This window comes from Vibrio sp. NC2 (genome assembly GCF_025195005.1).
Classification (GTDB): domain Bacteria; phylum Pseudomonadota; class Gammaproteobacteria; order Enterobacterales; family Vibrionaceae; genus Vibrio; species Vibrio splendidus.
Genome location: NZ_JANVFC010000001.1, coordinates 572930 through 591163, shown reverse-complemented (window position 1 = coordinate 591163; position 18234 = coordinate 572930). Strand labels below are relative to the sequence as shown.

General features: G+C 42.9%; 26 protein-coding genes. 1 reads left to right on the top strand and 25 read right to left on the bottom strand.

Features of this window, described 5'->3' with window-relative positions; translation table 11 throughout:
• Window positions 1–78: 78 nt before the first annotated feature.
• From NX845_RS02760 to NX845_RS02680, 17 genes are all read right to left on the bottom strand, one after another.
• Window positions 79–516, bottom strand: a complete 438-nt coding sequence (locus tag NX845_RS02760; protein WP_061024752.1) for an NUDIX pyrophosphatase — start codon at window positions 514–516, stop codon at window positions 79–81.
• Between the two features lie 25 nt (window positions 517–541).
• Window positions 542–958, bottom strand: a complete 417-nt coding sequence (locus NX845_RS02755; protein WP_065681856.1) for an NUDIX hydrolase — start codon at window positions 956–958, stop codon at window positions 542–544.
• Window positions 959–1056: 98 nt separating this feature from the next.
• Window positions 1057–1314 (bottom strand): hypothetical protein, encoded by a 258-nt coding sequence (locus tag NX845_RS02750; RefSeq protein ID WP_004733879.1) that lies wholly within the window; start codon window positions 1312–1314, stop codon window positions 1057–1059.
• Window positions 1315–1410: 96 nt separating this feature from the next.
• Complete coding sequence (locus NX845_RS02745) at window positions 1411–1764, bottom strand: tRNA-binding protein (protein ID WP_004733881.1); 354 nt, start codon at window positions 1762–1764, stop codon at window positions 1411–1413.
• A 139-nt stretch (window positions 1765–1903) separates the two neighbouring features.
• The gene (locus NX845_RS02740; RefSeq protein ID WP_065681857.1) at window positions 1904–2461 is read right to left on the bottom strand and encodes a nucleotidyltransferase family protein; all 558 of its coding nucleotides are present in this window, start codon (window positions 2459–2461) and stop codon (window positions 1904–1906) included.
• A 38-nt stretch (window positions 2462–2499) separates the two neighbouring features.
• Window positions 2500–3345, bottom strand: coding sequence for an MBL fold metallo-hydrolase (locus tag NX845_RS02735; RefSeq protein WP_065682006.1), 846 nt, complete (start codon window positions 3343–3345; stop codon window positions 2500–2502).
• Window positions 3346–3363: 18 nt separating this feature from the next.
• On the bottom strand, window positions 3364–3852 hold the full coding sequence (locus NX845_RS02730) for a GNAT family N-acetyltransferase (RefSeq protein WP_029406105.1): 489 nt from the start codon (window positions 3850–3852) through the stop codon (window positions 3364–3366).
• Between the two features lie 80 nt (window positions 3853–3932).
• Complete coding sequence (locus NX845_RS02725; RefSeq protein WP_065681858.1) at window positions 3933–4550, bottom strand: RraA family protein; 618 nt, start codon at window positions 4548–4550, stop codon at window positions 3933–3935.
• 263 nt (window positions 4551–4813) lie between these two features.
• Window positions 4814–5674, bottom strand: coding sequence for an NAD(P)-dependent oxidoreductase (locus NX845_RS02720; protein WP_065681859.1), 861 nt, complete (start codon window positions 5672–5674; stop codon window positions 4814–4816).
• A 118-nt stretch (window positions 5675–5792) separates the two neighbouring features.
• The gene (locus NX845_RS02715; protein ID WP_065681860.1) at window positions 5793–6539 is read right to left on the bottom strand and encodes a hypothetical protein; all 747 of its coding nucleotides are present in this window, start codon (window positions 6537–6539) and stop codon (window positions 5793–5795) included.
• A gap of 323 nt (window positions 6540–6862) precedes the next feature.
• A complete protein-coding gene (locus NX845_RS02710) occupies window positions 6863–7114 on the bottom strand; it encodes a hypothetical protein (RefSeq protein ID WP_065681861.1) in 252 nt (83 codons plus the stop codon).
• 236 nt (window positions 7115–7350) lie between these two features.
• Window positions 7351–7764, bottom strand: coding sequence for a GFA family protein (locus NX845_RS02705; protein ID WP_050645193.1), 414 nt, complete (start codon window positions 7762–7764; stop codon window positions 7351–7353).
• A 436-nt stretch (window positions 7765–8200) separates the two neighbouring features.
• Window positions 8201–8539, bottom strand: a complete 339-nt coding sequence (locus NX845_RS02700) for a hypothetical protein (RefSeq protein WP_065681862.1) — start codon at window positions 8537–8539, stop codon at window positions 8201–8203.
• 161 nt (window positions 8540–8700) lie between these two features.
• Window positions 8701–9309 carry a sugar O-acetyltransferase gene (locus NX845_RS02695; RefSeq protein ID WP_048664954.1) on the bottom strand — a complete coding sequence of 203 codons (609 nt, stop codon included), beginning with the start codon at window positions 9307–9309 and terminating at the stop codon, window positions 8701–8703.
• Between the two features lie 96 nt (window positions 9310–9405).
• The gene (locus NX845_RS02690; protein WP_017099885.1) at window positions 9406–9780 is read right to left on the bottom strand and encodes a VOC family protein; all 375 of its coding nucleotides are present in this window, start codon (window positions 9778–9780) and stop codon (window positions 9406–9408) included.
• A 78-nt stretch (window positions 9781–9858) separates the two neighbouring features.
• Complete coding sequence (locus tag NX845_RS02685) at window positions 9859–10584, bottom strand: pseudouridine synthase (RefSeq protein WP_260256502.1); 726 nt, start codon at window positions 10582–10584, stop codon at window positions 9859–9861.
• Entirely contained in the window at window positions 10557–10718 is a 162-nt protein-coding gene (locus NX845_RS02680; protein WP_260256501.1) for a hypothetical protein, read from the bottom strand. Before NX845_RS02680 ends, NX845_RS02685 begins: the two co-directional genes overlap by 28 nt.
• Window positions 10719–10916: 198 nt before the next feature.
• Between NX845_RS02680 and NX845_RS02675 the strand changes: the two genes are divergently transcribed.
• On the top strand, window positions 10917–11318 hold the full coding sequence (locus NX845_RS02675; protein WP_260256545.1) for a YkgJ family cysteine cluster protein: 402 nt from the start codon (window positions 10917–10919) through the stop codon (window positions 11316–11318).
• A gap of 53 nt (window positions 11319–11371) precedes the next feature.
• Here the strand turns inward: NX845_RS02675 and NX845_RS02670 are convergent, their stop codons facing one another.
• The 8 genes from NX845_RS02670 to glpT all read right to left on the bottom strand — a co-directional run bounded on the left by NX845_RS02670 (window position 11372) and on the right by glpT (window position 17894).
• Window positions 11372–11773: an NUDIX domain-containing protein gene (locus NX845_RS02670; protein WP_102500521.1), complete on the bottom strand. Its 402-nt coding sequence runs from the start codon at window positions 11771–11773 to the stop codon at window positions 11372–11374.
• 227 nt (window positions 11774–12000) lie between these two features.
• On the bottom strand, window positions 12001–12381 hold the full coding sequence (locus NX845_RS02665; protein ID WP_017059209.1) for an STAS/SEC14 domain-containing protein: 381 nt from the start codon (window positions 12379–12381) through the stop codon (window positions 12001–12003).
• A gap of 113 nt (window positions 12382–12494) precedes the next feature.
• Entirely contained in the window at window positions 12495–13091 is a 597-nt protein-coding gene (locus tag NX845_RS02660; RefSeq protein ID WP_260256500.1) for a class I SAM-dependent methyltransferase, read from the bottom strand.
• Window positions 13084–13590: an HAD family hydrolase gene (locus NX845_RS02655; protein WP_260256499.1), complete on the bottom strand. Its 507-nt coding sequence runs from the start codon at window positions 13588–13590 to the stop codon at window positions 13084–13086. The genes NX845_RS02660 and NX845_RS02655 overlap by 8 nt, the downstream gene beginning before the upstream one ends.
• 28 nt (window positions 13591–13618) lie before the next feature.
• Window positions 13619–14563, bottom strand: coding sequence for a D-2-hydroxyacid dehydrogenase family protein (locus NX845_RS02650; protein WP_260256498.1), 945 nt, complete (start codon window positions 14561–14563; stop codon window positions 13619–13621).
• A gap of 93 nt (window positions 14564–14656) precedes the next feature.
• Window positions 14657–15124, bottom strand: a complete 468-nt coding sequence (locus NX845_RS02645; protein WP_182796892.1) for an ASCH domain-containing protein — start codon at window positions 15122–15124, stop codon at window positions 14657–14659.
• A gap of 262 nt (window positions 15125–15386) precedes the next feature.
• Window positions 15387–16442: a glycerophosphodiester phosphodiesterase gene (gene glpQ / locus NX845_RS02640; protein WP_017096159.1), complete on the bottom strand. Its 1056-nt coding sequence runs from the start codon at window positions 16440–16442 to the stop codon at window positions 15387–15389.
• 78 nt (window positions 16443–16520) lie between these two features.
• Window positions 16521–17894 carry a glycerol-3-phosphate transporter gene (gene glpT, locus NX845_RS02635; RefSeq protein WP_017083570.1) on the bottom strand — a complete coding sequence of 458 codons (1374 nt, stop codon included), beginning with the start codon at window positions 17892–17894 and terminating at the stop codon, window positions 16521–16523.
• Window positions 17895–18234 lie beyond the last annotated feature (340 nt).

Here is an 18234-nt window from a genome sequence, read left to right as displayed (position 1 = left end):
ATTCACTAAATAGCGAGAGATTAGTAAGAATCTAATCAGGATTTCCACTCTAATATAGAGTTAATTAATCTGTGTACTTTAGCTAGCTTTGTAAAGCCTTTCGTTGATCTCCCAAAGCGCGTTTCTGTTCGAGTCATATGTTAGAAGTTCAATAGCTTCTTGGTAGTCACACCAACGGTAATCTGTGTGTTCATTTGATAATTGAGGATCTTCCGTCACTTTAACTGAGAAGGAATGCTCAGGAATTACGAATGGATGCTCAGTCCAATTGTGATTTCCTGCATAAAAGACTTTTGGAAGCATGCACATTGAATCGAGCAACTGCCAATTACAACCGACTAGCTGAGTCTCTTCAGAGAGCTCTCGTTTTGCTGCTTCAAGTAATGACTCATTGTCTTCGCCACCACCGGATATTGCCTGCCAAACACCATTGTCCCTTCTGCGTGCGATTAAAAATCGATATTTGTTATCGACTGTTTTGTAGGGAAAGACTAAAACCTGAAAAGGTGCTCTCATTGATGTGCCCTCCAATCATTCGCGTTTACTGCGCTAGCTTCCCAAGGATGACCGGATCGCTCAACAGATTCATCAGAGGAAGAAACAATGGCTCAGGTAACTCATCTAGCTTAAACCATTTCCATTGCTTACATTTATCAGGTTCTGTCACCTGCGGTTCGCCGCTAGCGTCAGAAGCAACAACAAACAGCGTAATATAGTGCTTGTACTCTTTCTCAAAAATATCATTGGTAAAAGTCAGCTTCTCAAATGCACTAACAACTAAGCCAGTCTCTTCGAGTGTTTCGCGTTTGGCACACTCTTCGATACTTTCACCCCACTCAAGGTGTCCGCCCGGCGTTGCCCACGTATGAGCCCCATGAGAACCAATTCGTTCTCCAAGTAGTACTCGTCCTTCACGTAGAATAACCGCAGCTACACCTACTCTTACTTCCTGACTCACTTAAAACCCCTTAAGAAAGAAATCCAACCTTCAACGATAAATACCATGTATAACGAATCAATCTCGATTAATTCACTGCTCTACTTCGACCAATATCTTTATGACTCTAGTATTTTGTTACCACGTACGATCTGATAAATAGCGATATTTTTCTCAGTCAAAAGCCTCACGAGATCTGGTACACATTGGATAGGCATCGCAAGTTCATACCCAAACTCCAAATGTGAAATAGACGTTGACGGTGACTGACCCACAAACGACTCAAGTATGCTGAGAGCCGTTCCTTCCCACTCTCCAACTTCAAAATAAACGTTATACATGTCTTCGCTATAATCTCTTGGCGTACCAGCTTTCATCTCTTGTACCCTGTTTTGTGTTCCATCTATGATGTTCGCTTTAAGTTAAGATACGCGTTATGCCGTCTTACATTATTGTTCACGTTTATGTGTACGTTACCCAGCTCGAGCACCATTAGGCATTTCGTTTTCAGGACAAGCTAAACACGGATTTAATTTGTCTTCATAACCAATATCAAACAACATCCCTTGAGACACTTCACCCGCCATCTTTCTTTCAGGCAAGTTCACAACAAACAAAGCTTGCTTGCCTTCGATTTCTTTCGGGTTTTCTCGCTCTTGTTTAATGCCAGCCAAGATTGATCGCTGATGATCGCCAAAGTCGACGGTGAGTTTCATCAGCTTATCTGATTTAGCGACTTCAGAAACCTTTACGATTAAGCCGACACGAATATCTAATTTTGCGAAATCATCAAACGTAATTTCATCTTTAATTGGAGCGTATTTCATAAACCAGACCTCGTTGTTTCCAAATCACATAACGTACAACTAAGTCACTAACAATGCTGAGACTAGATTCAAATTTAGCAATGACGCCAAACTGAATTAAATACCCAATGTTAAGAACGATCCCACAAAGCTTTATAGATCAATTCCAAGGAAGCACTTTTACTTGCTGCCATCGAACCTTATAGCCAGTGGTCATTTTGTTGTAATTTACTTCTGTCATTGCTCGCTTATTCGGCTTAATCAGCATATCAAAAGCGTCCTCTACACCGTATGGGGCAAACAACTTGATGCCGCCTGAATCATCCAAAGTAAACCCGATAGCAAATGCAGAGAGCCAAGACTCGATACCTTGTTCAACACGATCGTATGGTTGAATGAAGCAACCGAACTTCTTAGCGTAATGCTCATGAATGGTCGCTTGGTTCTTTACGTCCACGTCGACACAATGACTTAACCGCGAACGAATGCGGTTTTTGAACTCATCTTCAGTGATAGCTGAGGTACTATTGAAATAGACAACATCGAAGTCTTTGACTTGGTCTAGAAGCGGTTTGTTTTCGATATCATTCCAGATGATTTGAGTGATAGCACCGCCTGCAATATAGAAGTTTGGCAAGCCCACCTCACGACATACGTTGGCTGTTTCGATTAGCTCAGGAACTTGTTGAATGAGGTTCTTTAGTTTTTGTTTATTCATCGTGACCTAACTAACATCCATCTAAGGTTTGACTAACGCTACACATGAATACGCCGACCTGTCGGCATTGCTTCCAGACGCTTGCCTAATACTTCTTTCAACAGGTCATAAGCTTTCTTGCCTGTGCAGTGCCCTGTATACAGTTTATCAATGGGGTATTGAGACAACGTCAATCCAAGATCTCTAATGTCTTGCTTTGTGCCACCAATACTATTGAACAATGGTAAGCCCACTAGATGGAAGCCCCCGACAACCGCTTTTATTCTATCTCCTGGGAACAGAGTAACCGCTGTATCAACCATATTAAGAACGCCACTATGCGCACATCCCGTGAATATAACTAAACCATCTGGCTCTTTAATCACTAACAGTAATTCATGATCAAATGAGTCGCGCTCCCGTCGATTTTCCGACTGTGTATAAAGGTATTTATTACCCTTAGGTTGTTCGTGTTTCACGCTAATATCTGTGATAGCAAAGACATTTGGGGCGATCTCAGTAGTACGATTAACGAAGACTAACCGCTCGTTGCTGTTTTCTAGTAAGTCCGGATTGATCCCGACATCACTTTTGAAACCGAAAGCCCGGAAATGATAGCTTTTCTGTTCGCAATTTTTCAGAAACACTTTGGCTTTAGAGTTATGAGCAACAAAATCAGCGGTGCCATTACAATGATCATGATGCCTGTGTGATATGACAGCGAGGTCTACATCTTTAATATCAATACCCAGTAATGGTGCGTTTTGACAAAACGTATCGCCACTTCCCATATCGAACAAGATCTTTAGCGATTCAGTTTCAATATGCAGTGATAGTCCGCGCTCAACGGCTAAATCTTTCCTGTTATGCAGTCGAGAGTTATCAACCAGCGTCGTTATTTTCATAGTTCCCTTTTGATTCATTTACGAATCGCACATTGCCCAACGGAAATAAGGTCTTTGACCATCCATTCGCTCAACCTCTGCACCCAACCTTTTGTAGAAATCATGCGCTTTCTTATTATGTGGACTTGCCGTCCATGAGATGTGAGAGGCATATGATGACTCCGCTTGTGACTTTAAAGCCAACATAAGTTCACGGCCATACCCTTGTGATCTTTGATTTCCTGTAACCAATAGGTCGTCAAGCCAGATTGATGGCTCTCCACTGAAGGATGAATATCGATAGTGATACAGTGCGAAGCCAAAAGGCTCACAATTCCGTTCTAATATTAATGCATGGGCAAATGCGTAATCACCAAATAATGTGCGTTCGATTTTCTCTATAGTTGTCGAGATTTCACCACTAAACCCTTTCATACTCCGGTCAAAGTCAGCTTTTTGTTCAATAAACTCTAACAAGACACTTGAGTCTTCTTTCGTCGCAGTCCGTACGATCACTCTCTTCTCCATGGATGAATTTATTCGTTGTCGCCTAACGCCTGTTAATTGATGACAAATGCCACGCATTACAAATCAACTTGCTGCACCAATTAAGTTTTTTGTTTCGCAGACGTTATTGCTTGGGCTATTTTAGCCCTATGACTCGTTTCCCACTCAGCGAGTGTTAATGAAGCTTCGTCACTTGCTTTCTTTGAAGCCATTAGAAACACTTCATCTTTTCTTGATTTAGGAATAACGACAATACCCTCTACATCAGCAACAATGATATCTCCCGTAGACACCTTTGCTCCCCCGCAAGTGATCGGAGCGCCCAATTCAGAATAGATCTCTTTCTTTCCCGGTACTGGATGAACACCTTTCGCAAAAACTGGAAACTTCATATCTGAAATTTCAGTCAAATCTCGAATGACACCATCAATAATAAAACCTTTGATACCTCGACTCTTAGCGACTGCGCATACATTACCGCCGGCTACTGCATATTCGCTATCAACTCCATCCACTACAATGATGGAACCTTCTGGTGCTTCGTATATGGCTGAATGAAGCATTAAATTATCACCAGACGTTAACTGGACAGTAAACGCTTCTCCACAAATTCGTGGCATTCCCTGCCAAAGAGGACCAATACTAAAATTAATAAAGTGGTCGTTACTTAGTATGTTTCCGTAATCGGTTGTCGCAAGTTTTGAAAAGTCTGACTTCATATTTTCACTCCATGTTTGAACTAATCCTCACGCCAAACAAAGGTGTGACGCACGCTTGTCATTCAATGATATAGAGCTAACTCAAAGATAACGTTGACCTCGGACTCAGCTCTACAAAAAGATCTATTCCTGCGACTCGGTAGCTTCATATCTGTTACGAAAGGAAATTATTGTGACGCTACCGATTAACTTAAGTACAGACGCCGGAGAGACTAAACTCAACTAAAAGTACCTAGGGTTGGTAATTAGAAATAAGCACTCAACTATATGTAATTTTCAATATATTCACTAATTGACTCAGTAGCCTCAAACGAATAACTAATTGGAAGTGTAAGATTCATCTTCTCGACTTCTACAGCTAACGAACCGTTTTCTACCTCAAACTCTTCCCAACGGATCTTTCGTACTTTTGTTACCGCTTTTGCAGCTAGTAAGAGTCGAGCGAACTCTGCAGGGCTATAGCCTTGCGTCTCAGCAATAAAATGCTGCTTTTCTAACGTCCGGCCTTGCGCCAAAAGTAGATAGAACCGCGCAATGTCGTAAACATGAACATATTGGTTAAAGCCGATAGACGGCATACGTACTTCAATCGTTTGGCTAGAGAAAGATTCTACAATTCGTTTTAGCTGACAACCCTCACCGCCATAAACCAAACTAGGACAGTAAACGATGTGCCACCGGTTTCTAATAGCACTATGTATCGTTTCTACGTCTAATCTAACGGCGTCTAAGGGTTTCAGTCTAAACTGTCTCAAATCAGCGCTAGAGGCGTTGCCAAATAGCCAAACACCTGATGTATGTATCTTTGTTGCTCCTTTAGCGGCAAGTAAGTCTAACTCAGAGAGCAATTCCTGCTCCACATCGGCAATTTCATGTGCGGAGAATTGTGACCAATGTGGACGCGCACAATTCACAACCACGTCAAAGAAGCCTTCAAAGTCAGCTCTATCTTCTATTAACCCAACTATAGGAGGTGTGACGACTTTGTCTCTACCGTATGTAAAAACTTCAAAGCCACTTTTTGTGAATAGCGATGTAACGTGACGACCAATGTATCCACTAGCCCCCGCAATTAATACTTTCGTTATTCCCTTATTCTCTCCATTACACATAACCAATGACATGCATCTCCCTTTGAAGAAACATTCTTCAATATACGATCAGCCAATACACTCTTAGCATTTATGTGTTGATCAAGCTAACAAGCCCCTTTGATTCCAAAAAGTATTGTGAGGTGAATAGTTAGATATCAACCTTTTCTGTGAGCCTTGCTTTCAATTTTATGCCCAACTTAATGTGGGCTTTGGGTTGAACCATTGGCTCTAAGCCAAACTGCCTTCTTGTATTATTCAATAACAAAGGCGGTAACTTTTCTTCACAGTACATAGCGTATTTTTCAAAGTACAGTCTCGAGTATGCACCATCAGCGATATCAAAAGGTTCATCAAGTTGAAGTCGCTTATGTTTAACCCAACCTTCAAGTGAATACCAACATGATAGATATAAAGGCCCCCAAAGATTCAGAAAATGCTTTTTTGATACCAAATCATGAGTAGCAAAGTACCCCATTCTCTGCAACGCGACACTTACAGCTTGAGCTGCTTGTAATTCTTCTTTGCTCCATGTCGATACATAATCCACACTAACGTCACTAGTCACCTGACTATAAGGCTCTCTTTTGTGAGCGTCTGTCACCAACCTAATCGCAGGTTTTAATGCTGACATCTCTTCCATCGCCCAATTCAACAATTCGGCGTTACGACTTCGGGTCGATTCCTCAATAGATTTCGAACCTTGTTTCAGTCCAACCAGTAAGACGAAAGTTAAAATAACCATGACCATGTCCATTACACCGGAGACACCACTCCAATCAAACTCATGGAGCTTTACTGTCACTTCTTTTGAAATGTCTATTGCTGATGAAATTGTTAGAAATAAAGACGCAACAAACACCGATAGTAAGACAATGTTTAATATTATTTTTCTCATAACCTTCGTCCAAAAATTTGGTATATCAAATCAATACTGAGCTAAATAGTAACCTAAGTAATTATCAACATTAAGTAACTCTTTTAACCAGTCAAAAACCGTACGTAGTTGATGCCAAAAATGGTGAGCTATACTTGGTAAGAGAACATGGTTCACTCCGATAAGCACTATTGGTTAGAAGAGTTATAGTCACTTTAAGTGGCTGACATCGCAACCACCTCAACCATCGTGTCGATACACTAAAGTAACTCGAACGAGAAGTGCCAGTGTTTAGCATCACTCTTATATGCAGATATGGATATTAAGCACTTGATATTTACTTTCTACTGAGGCCTATCTTCTGGGTTATCACGATACCAGGCTTCCAGCAGTTCCCGACCATAGATGACTTCTGTCTGCATATGCATGTAAAGAAGGAATGCAGCTAATAGAAAACTAACGCCGTTCAACCACCTTAATGCTTGTTTACGCTCTGCATCATAGAAAAACATACTGACACCAACAAGGCAGAAAGGATAACAACCTATAAGAAGTAACAACCAGCCAAGGTAGCTTGATATTGCCATATCTGTCATTTCTGCCCCCCTAAGAGCCGTTAGAAAACTCAGTGTACTTTAGAGTAACCATTCAACTATTAGCAGTTCACACAATCGAGTTTCGAGTCACTTCAAATTGGGGGTTGATGCTGGGAGGTTAAGCGTGGGCAACGCTACCACCTCACCAAAACCATTGCACCGCAAACACAAAACTCGACCGAAACTAAAAAATGCCGAGTGTTGGGAATTAGTCTTAAGCCAACAAAAACTAAGTGCTACTCTCCACTTTCAAAGTGGGCAAATACTTCTGCACCAGTCATATTTTGTGTTTCATTTTTAAATTCGTAGTATTCGGGCTTTTCATCGATGAATATCTGATGAGTTAACTTGTAGTCATCCCCAGACATCAATAAACCGACAGGAAGGTGATACTGATTATTTGGCACCAGAAAGTAAAACAAGTGAGTACCACATTTACCGCAGAACCCTCTCTCAGCCCAATCGGATGACTTATATCTCACTACATTTGATTCACCTGATATTTTGACAGAATCAGAGCAATCAATGACTAACATTGGACCGCCAGACCAATTTCTACACATACTACAATGACAAGCCCCCAATTCATTACTGGCGTACTCTACTTCCAACTCAACCGAGCCACATAGGCACTTTCCTTTACCTTTCATGAATCCTCCAATCTTTGCAATGTGTGTAAAATGAATAGCAGATAACGTTTTTTATACCGATGACTTAATAAGAAAAGGCTATTTTTTGTTTCCCTTATCCGACAGATACGCGGCATACTTTTTAGAGATCCATTTATGAATATGGAGCCCTGTTTTACGAAAGAGATACCAATCTATAGCAGCTAGAATCACCAAACCGATTACAGTTCCCATTACAAAACCTCCATGCTCATTGAAATGTCACTCTACCAAATAGTTAAGAAAGGCACCGTGAACCTAAACAAACTATTAAGACTCGATATGAGTAGTTGCTTTAACTCTGGAAGAATTACGAGGCATAACGCTTAGCTACGCTGTGAGTGGGTTTGTGTCATGTCTGAGCGAAGCGAGTTCGGCACGCGTTTACAATTCAGATTTAGGCGCCTTGTTATATGTTTTACTTACTAATATGCCAAGCCATTACACCACTAGTAATAAGTAAAAATATACCTATCAATCCGACATTAACTGCAAAACTTACTTTATTACTTTCGTCTTGAAAGTCATTGGTTCGGGACACAAGTTCACGATGAATCATTAACGATAAAAAGTCTTGATTAGCTGGATTGTTACCATCAAATGTAATGCCTGCCAATACAACAAGTAAAACCCCGGCATATGCAATGTAGTCAACCAAGTCTATTGTGGATAGGTAATCAAAAAAATTGCGAGAAATTAGCAGAGCTACCGAGATCACAACAAGATAAGCTAAAATCCCTTTGAGAAAACCCTTCATTGAAACTCCCTGTACATATAACAGCTATCAAACAGAAAAATTCTGCACTTATAATACTGACTAATTCTGTCTAGTTTCTAAGATGCACAAGTAATATGCAACTAAACCACTGCATAACAATAACTTATGTCACGGCTAATTTCAGGCGTGTGAAAAGTCGCTTACTTTAATTCATCGGGAATGCGGCGATCTTTGTGGTAATACTCTCGGTCGCGTTCGTTGATTTCGCGTACCACACGGCATGGGTTACCGACTGCGACGACATTGGCTGGGATGTCTTTGGTGACGATGCTGCCAGCACCTATTACTGAGTTTTCACCAATGGTGACACCAGGAAGTACGACGGTGTGCGCGCCAAGCCATACATTGTTACCAATACGAACGGGAACATTGAACTGCGCTGCTTTTAGCCTGAGTTCTGGGCTGATGGGGTGTGTACCAGTGGCAATGGTCACGTTAGGCGCAATCATCACGTTGTCGCCGATGAATACGTCTGTGTCGTCGACCAGAGTTAGATTGAAGTTCACGTATACGTTGTTGCCTAGGTGGGTGTGACGCCCCCAGTTCGCGTGTAACGGCGGCTCGATGTAGCAGCCCTCACCGACTTCGGCGAACAGTTGCTTCATGATTTGTTGTCGTTTATCCCCTTCACTAGGACGAGTGTGGTTGAAATCGTATAGCACTTCTAAGCATTGAGTTTGCTCAGCAACCAAGTCAACGTCGTCACAGTAGTAAACGTCTTGGCTGTGCATTTTAGCCTTTATATCCATGTTTGAACCTATTTGATCATTGCCTTATGTCGGCATAAATAAAGAAACAGATGGATAATTTGAAGTTTTCACTGGCCTCAATGCAAGTTGGATGAATCAGCGCGACCTGATGTTTTCAGCCACACGCCACAGCACACCACTTGGGTCAGTGATACAAAACTCAAGCATTCCCCAAGGCTGTTCAACAACCTCGGAAACGGTAACTTCAAATTCCGACACTACATTAGAGTTTTGGATGTGTTGATACCAACTTTTTACGTCTTCAACCAGCAAGTGCATCATGTAATTGTGACAGTGCGCAGGTTCATAAAAGTTTTGCAGAAGGAAGGCACAACTGCCGTGACGCAGATAGGCGATATCGTGAAATTCAGACATCACTTCGAAGCCGATTGACTGGTAAAAACGCTTGGATAAATCGAAGTCTTTCGCGGGTACAAAAGACTTAATTTCTGAGACTTTGAGGTTTTCCATCCTACATCCTTATAGTGTTGATATTCTGGTGCTGACACGCTTAACGCTTTAAGTAGTTGCGGCGTTTATTCCGAGCTCTTATTGAGAGTCTTGCTGAAATGAGTCGACTTCGGCTTTAGTTAGATAACGCCACTGACCTGCTTCAACATCTAAACGAACATCACCAATCTGCTCACGGTGTAGTCCAACAACTCGATTCCCTACCGCAGCAAACATTCGTTTTACTTGATGAAACTTACCTTCTGTAATGGTCAACAGCACTTCTTTACTGGTAATCACTTCGAGTTCTGCCGGACGCGTCAGTTTTTGTTCGCCCTGCAATTGAATGCCCGCTTTGAACTTGTCAGCGACATCATCTTTGATATCTCGTGACAATGTCACGCGATATACCTTCTTACATGACTTGGTTGGCAGAGTGATGTTGAATGACCATCGCCCATCATCGGTAATCAAGACTAAGCCTGTTGTGTCGGCATCTAAGCGCCCTGCGATGTGCAGTTCTGATGCTTTCTCTAACTCTAGGTAATTGAAAAGCGATGGGTACACTTCGTCGATATTGGAACAGATGGTGCCCGCAGGCTTGTGCATTAAGATGTATCTAAACTCTCGTAGCGTTAATGCATCACCATTAAGCAGGATAGCGTTACTTTCATGAACCTGAGTAGACTCGTCTAGCACAACCACACTGTTCACACTCACCTCACCGTTTTGGATTCGCTGAACGGCTTCGAGTTTTGTTAGTTCTGTGCTTTTACAAAGGTATTTATCAAGGCGCATTAATCGTCTGCACCACATTTCGCACAAGGCTTATAGGTGCGTTCACCTTGAGCAATCACCACATAGTCTCGAACGCAGTTATCACATAGCGCCAACTTTGGGTAAGCGTCTTTCTGTTTCATTGCGTTAATGTCGCCTTCAGTGGTGTATACGGTTCTCATTTTTATGCCTTTGTTTTAATGACTTGCTAGGCGCAAATTGTATCACTGTTTACATCCCTGTTTGCAGTGTTGTGACTTAGATAAATGAATATCAAATCAGGTTGCTCCTTTGAGTTTCCGAGTGATGGACAACAAAATCAACGTGCCACGGCTATCAGTGGTAAAATGACAAAAGCTCACCAACCAATGAAGTCACTAATGAAAAATTGTAATCAATGCGGAAAATGCTGTATCAAATATGGAGATGGTGACCTTGCCGCGACTCAAGAAGAGATTGATTTGTGGGAGCTGTTCAATCCAGACATGTTTGAATATGTTCGCGGTAGTGAGATCTGGTTTGATCCTAAATCTGGCGAACGTTTAAGTCGTTGCCCTTTTCTAGAGCTAGTTCCGACGAAAGACACCAAGGCTCAAGCCAAGTACACATGCAGCATTTACTTAGACCGACCAGAAGATTGCAGACACTATCCAAGCCTGATTAATGAGATGGTACGAGATGAGTGTGAAATGATTGAGGTGGTGGATTTACAAGACACGAAGAAAGCTCAAAGGAAACTCGACCTGTTGATGAAAGACAGCCGCCCTTCAAGCTATTCGTAAGCGATGATCTTTTGAAGATCAATCTTCAGTATTAGCTAGTAGCCGCTAAAACCTTAAGACAAATACTGGTTCGCTTCTAACCAATCAAGCGCAACCAGTGCCGCCAATGAGCATACCGCTCTGTCGTTGCCATCAACAAACTTAAGCTCTTCGATTTCGGCATCTGGAGACAGTTCACCAGTATAATCAGCAAGGTAACAAGTCAATTGCACTGATACGCCTTCCGCTTTGCCATCAGCTTGGCCTGTAAACGTTTCAACGTATTTGATTGAATCAGGCACTAAATCTACTGAGATCTCTTCTTTGATTTCGCGAACCAGTGCTTGCTCGTCACTTTCGCCAGCTTCGCGCTTACCACCCGGTAGGTAGAACAGTTCTTTGCCTTTTGATCTCACCATCAACAACTTGCCGTCTTTGATGAATATCCAAGCCAGCTTATCAATTACCTTATGCATGTCGTTAGACCTTATTTCTGTTTTAGTTCTCGTTATTACTGAATCTAGCCACACCATTAGCCGCGACCAAACAAAGCCTGCGTATGTTACACGCTGCAATGAATATACTCTATTGAATCGAATAGGAAATGTCATCGCCAAAACGAAAAATGACAGCGTTCGAGACTATGCTCATCAACTGTCATTGCGATGTTTACGAACTGCTCTCGAGCTGCCCGCGAATAGTATCAATCGACTAGCCACTTAAGCGCAGAGTCATGATCTTCGAATGACTTAATCTCACCCGACACAAACCAACTGCCGACTTTTGATGCCATTTCTTGCCAGCTTTTATCACCATAAATCGCGATTTTGTCTATCTTCGAATTGAGCTCTAATCCCAGTTTGAAATCATCCCAAGCAGCACGTAGCTCCCAGCCCGTTAAGGTGGAAATGTCGACCAGCATCTTGAGTTTCGATGAATCGAGTTCTTCTAGCGTGGTATTTAGAATTGGCATCATTGCTTGATAGTCATCGTGTGTGAGTTTGCCTTTCGCTTTGAACACAACGATAGTTTCACCGCTAACACGTTCAATTCCAACCGATATTCCATGACGTTCGATACTCATAACCTAGCCCTCATAGTGGAAACTAAAGTTAGCTTAGAAGATTAAACAGCAAAGAGATGAGAGGCTTGCGTCAAAACAGACAAGCATCCGAACAAGTTTTAGTTACTGACATTTTAACGGCGTTTAATCGCAACGACCGAGTAAGTGTGCCAATGCTTCACCCTACCCAGCGACGTGAGTGCTTGTTCGTCTCGCTCATGGAATCGTACTATCTCAAAGTCTTTGAATAAGCTGAGTACTTTGGCTTTCGTTAACGGCGTTGTTGGGGTTCGATAGCCATGTGCCCAACTGTCATCGACGCCCATGAAATCACCCGCAAATACGCCCCCCACTTCAAGGCAGTTTTCAATATTGTGCCAAACCCCGTCAAAACGCGTTGGGTCAGCAAAAAAAAGACTCGAATTGGCAATCACTACGCCAGATTTCGGGTAATCATAGTATTCAAATCCACTTTCAGATATCTCGACCAAAGATTTGCAACCAAAACGATCCCGACATATTGCAATCGAATCAGGATTAACGTCGAAGCCATACACTTGATACGCTTGTTGTTCTAAAAAAGCGATGTCACTACCTGTTCCACAACCACAATCAATCGAAACATTTAAGCCTGACTCATTCAGTTTGATTGCGAATTCAGTTCTCTTTAAATGAGGTTTGCTTAGTGCTTTTTGGTAATACTGACGCCAGATCTCTGAATGGTCATCCATGGCGCTTCTCCAACAGTTCGCTTAGGGACTGAACTTGCACGATACGTGGATGCTGTGACTTAAGCTCAACTCCTTCCGTGTTCAACCACACCGCTTTCAAACCCGCTTCAAGTGCTGGGTAAATGTCTTTCTCTAGAGTGTCGCCTACCATGGTGATGTCTTGTGGTGCAACACCGAGCTTAGAAATAATGGCAGGATAGAACCCCGAATCGAACTTAGAAAAGCCAATGCTCGCCTTACAAAAGTAACCCAAGATATATTGAGACAGGCCAACACGCTCGAAGGCGCTAATGATGTCGTCTTTACTGGAATCACCAGCGTTGGTGGCAACATAAACTTGGTGATTTTTGGAGAGTTGAGCCAGTAATGCACGAGCACCACTCACTTCTTGTACGGTTTCCCAGTCACACATCTTCCCTTGAGCGTCTGGGAAATCGACCATCAGCGTATTGCCCCAGTCGAATAAGACTATTTCTGTTAATTCGATTAGCTTTGTCATCTTGCCTCCTGCATTAGTCATCGCGCCTTTATAGGCCATCCCTTTGATAGGACAGAATGTTGTCGAAGGCGATATCGAAGTAGAGTTCGTAGCTATTTTGTTCAACATAGCCCAAATGTGGAGTTGCAGTGACGTTTGCTAAGAACAGTAGCGGTTCAGTGCCTGTAGTTACTGGCTCACAATCGAACACATCAATAGCGGCAGTTTTGGTCGGTACCTCGCGTAATTCATGATACAGAGCCATCGGTTCGACTAACTCGGCACGACTGATGTTCACAAACAATGAGTTCGGCTTCATCAAGCTGAGGTCGTGTGCCGTAACACATCCTCTGGTGACATCATTCAAACGCAAATGCAAAGAAAGCACGTCAACTTCTCGAAAGAAGTCTTGTTTGGTTGTTGCTGCTTCTAATCCATCCGCTTGTGCTTGATCACGTGAAGCTTGGCTGCCCCACACTACCACAGACATCCCAAATACTTGGGCATATTGTGCAATGCATTTTCCGATTTTTCCGTAGCCCCAAATACCTAGCTTCAAGCCCTTCAAAGTTCGACCTAACCCTAGCGAGCCAGAATCTTGCCACTGGTTTTGCTTAAGGTTTGAAGCATAAGTGGGAATGTGGCGCGATGCAGCCATAATCAACGCCCAGCATAATTCAGAGGGGGCGACTGGCGAGCCTCGGCCTTCTAACACAGTAACACCAAATCGTTCGCACATTTGTGGGTCGATATGATTACTCACTTTGCCCGTCTGGCTAATGAGCTTGAGGTTTGGGAGCTGCGATAACAAAGATTCGGTGATCTCGGTTCTTTCACGAATGAGTACAATGGCTTCAAACGAGATCAACTTAGCGACAAGATCTTGCTCTGAATAAGTTTCGGTAAATACAGTGACATCGTGTTGTTCGAGTTTGTTGAAGCAATCGAGGTCTTTAACGACGTTCTGGTAGTCATCCAATATCGCTATTTTCACATCACTCTCCTTGTGATTGTTAGTTATCTTGTATTGGTCAAATGAAGATCAAAGTGCCATGTATCGAGATTCAACACGGCACTCGCTGGGGCTTCACTGTTGATAAACTACTTTGAAGCGCTCTAACATAAGTAACATGTCTTCACTTGGTGATATCTTGAGTTCTTCACATTCACGTGAGAAGAAATTCCAGTGTGCTTTTCTCCACCATTCTAGTGTTTTGTCACCCTCGCCTTCTGCAGCAGCAAACTCCGCACTCACTTCGTTGTATTTGCACGACGACACCGACGTGATCTCAACGATACAGACGGGCTTGCCATCCCAATCGGTGACGACTTGCAAGTGACCAACTACTGGTCTCGTCTCGCCTTCATGGCTGTACCAATGTTCAAGGCTGCAGGACGCTTGTTTTTCACCTTTGAGAATCAACTGAGCGCAGAGGTTGGCGTTGTATTCATCAGCACAGTAATAATCAGCACTAAAGGAGGTATATTGCGAAGCAACGTCTACTGGCAATGTGTTGAGGTAGCTATCGAGATAAGCTTTGCTTCTTTCTTCCATGATCTTTCCAAATTCAATATTAGGTTGAGCCGATAAACACTTATAGATTAAGCATCTGGCTGCATTGGGAGTAACCTATCAAGTCAGGTTATTGCTGTAAACCGAGTGAATATCAAAGTGTGGGCTGAGAAAGAGGAATATCGGAAGGATTTCGAGGCCAGTACAAGAAGAGCCAAAAAGTAAAAAAAAGCTAAAAGCGCCTTTAGGCTGTGCTTTTAGCTCTTCGTATCTCGTTACTAGTACCTCGTAACTGAGCAGGAAATTAACGTTTTAAGAAGTCGACCGCTTTGTCTGGGAAGTCGGTAAACACACCATCGACTTTTACTTGATTGTAAAAGACATCCAACATGCCATCAAAATTATCGGCATAAGCTGGGATTCTTCCTGGATCAGCACGGAACGTGTACGGGTGAACGTCTAAGCCAACGTCTTTTGCTGACTTCATCAATGGTTTAATAATGATGTTATCTTTGGTCGATGCATCGTCCACCAGCATAGGTTTCCATGGGCCAATACCATCAGCATAGCTAGCGACTTTTGCCATTCCGCCCTTCTCAAACATCCAGTCATAGCTGTACGGCGTCGCTTTATCGCCCTTGTAAGTCATGGTTTCATTCCAGTCTGTGTAAGCCATCAACTGAACGAGCTTAAGATCCATTTCCATAGCTGGCATTAACTCATCATTAATGCGTTGCAATTCATTGGCGTCGAAACACTGCAAATACACTTTGTCGTCTTTCGATAAATACCCATATTGTTGCAAAGTCGCGAGCACAGCTTTAGAGATGTCTTTGCCTTCGTGACGATGGAACCAAGGTGCCTTAATTTCAGGATAGATGCCCACGTCATAACCTAAGGTCTTATTTAAGCCTTGGATCAGCTCGATCTCTTCAGCAAAGGTAGCGACACGAAAATCAGACTGCCACATAGGGAAGCGTGCTGGGAACCCAGCCACTCGATTACCTTGGTCATCTAGGTTAAAGCCTTCAGTCACTTTTAATGATTTGATCTCGGCAAGCGTAAAATCAATCGCGTAATAGCGGCCATCTGCTCGTGCACGGTCTGGAAAGCGGTCAGCAACATCAGTGACGCGATCTAAATAGTGATCATGCAAAACCACCAATTGGTCATCTTTGGTCATCACTACATCTTGTTCGATATAGTCAGGTTTCATTGCGTAAGCGAGTGCTTTAGCCGGTAATGTATGCTCGGGTAAATAACCAGAAGCACCGCGATGTGCAATCACTAAAGGATCGGCGAACGCATTTGCAGATAAGCTAAGTGCTAATAAAGTCAGAGACAGTGACGTTGTTTTCATTATTGTTTCCCTTGATAAAACAGAAGCAGGATATACCTGCCTCTGTTGTTATTAGTATGGTGTGGTTCAGCTAACAAACTACTGAGTTAGCGCTTCTTTCTCTCGTTCGAGATCTTTTTGTTTATGGTGCGCACGCTCACCGAGGAAGGCGTAAAGCAGACAAATTATTGAAGCAACACAAGCTCCGACCAAAATCATGAAGCCGCCATCCCAGCCGTAATGGTCAACCATGAAACCAAGCACCGCATTGGCAGCAACTGCCCCGCCTAGGTAACCAAATAGACCCGTTAAGCCAGCCGCTGTACCTGCCGCTTTCTTTGGTGCAAGTTCAAGTGCATACAAGCCTATTAGCATTACTGGACCATAAATAAGGAAGCCAATCGCAATCAGTGCCAACATATCAACCGTTGGGTTACCCGCTGGGTTCAACCAGTACACCAACACTGCGACAGTTACGAGAACCATAAACAGGATCCCTGCTGGAGCGCGTCGACCTTTGAACAATTTATCTGAAATCCAACCACACAATAACGTGCCAGGAATACCTGCCCACTCATACAGGAAGTAAGCCCAAGAGGATTTATCTACAGAGAAGTCTTTCGCTTCTTTTAAGTAAACTGGAGCCCAATCAAGTACGCCATAGCGGATAAGATAAACAAACGCATTAGCAATCGCGATTGACCACAGTAACTTGTTAGAGAAAACGTACTTAAAGAAGATCTCTTTCGCCGTCATTTCTTTCTCGTGAGACGTATCGTAGTCGTCTGGGTAATCGTCTTTGTGTTCTTCAATCGGTGGTAGACCACAAGATTGAGGCGTGTCTCTTACCGTAAACCAAACGAAGATAGCAACGAGAGTGGCAAAAAATGCAGGAACATAAAAAGCGGTTCGCCAATCATCGTTAAAAGCCCACAGTCCCAATAAGAACATCGGGCCAATCAAGCCGCCGCCCACGTTGTGAGCAACGTTCCATACCGACACTATCTCGCCACGTTCTTTACGCGACCACCAGTGAACCATGGTTCGCCCACAAGCTGGCCAGCCCATGCCCTGAAACCAACCATTCAAGAACAGCAGGATAAACATCGCAGTGATGCTGCCTGTCGCCCATGGCATGAATCCGAAGCAGAACATGACCAATGCCGACATTAACAAGCCGCCACTGAGAAAATAACGAGGATTAGAGCGATCAGAAACACTGCCCATTAAAAACTTAGATAAACCGTAAGCGATGGATACTGCGGCTAAAGCAATCCCTAGCTCTCCTCGACTGTACCCTTGCTCAATCAGGTATGGCATCGCCAAACTGAAGTTTTTGCGGACTAAATAGTACCCCGCATAACCAACAAAGATACCGAGAAAAAGCTGCCATCGTAATCGTGTGTAGGTGCTATCGATCTTATCGGTAGATAAGCGATCGATATGCGCCATAGGTTTGAATATTCCAAACATAGGAACCTCATGTGTATTGGGCGATAGAAATAGAATGCTCGAACGAAAAAAGTGTAGCGCTCATTCGAAAGCCTGGGAATTGTATGTGCTTCAGGATTATTTTCTGTGATAGAGATAGCCATTAACAATAAATAACCTTAAATACAGCACTTTAGTTTCATTTAATTAGACTACGCTTCATATTTTTGTTTTTGATGGGTTAATTTATCAGCAGTAATTTCGAATGTGAATCAACCCAAAACGAGCGAGCGAACATAAATCAACCAGCAGTAAGCGCATTATTCCTACGTATGCATAGTAGACGTCGACAAGTTTAATAAGCTTTGTGAAGTTATGGAGG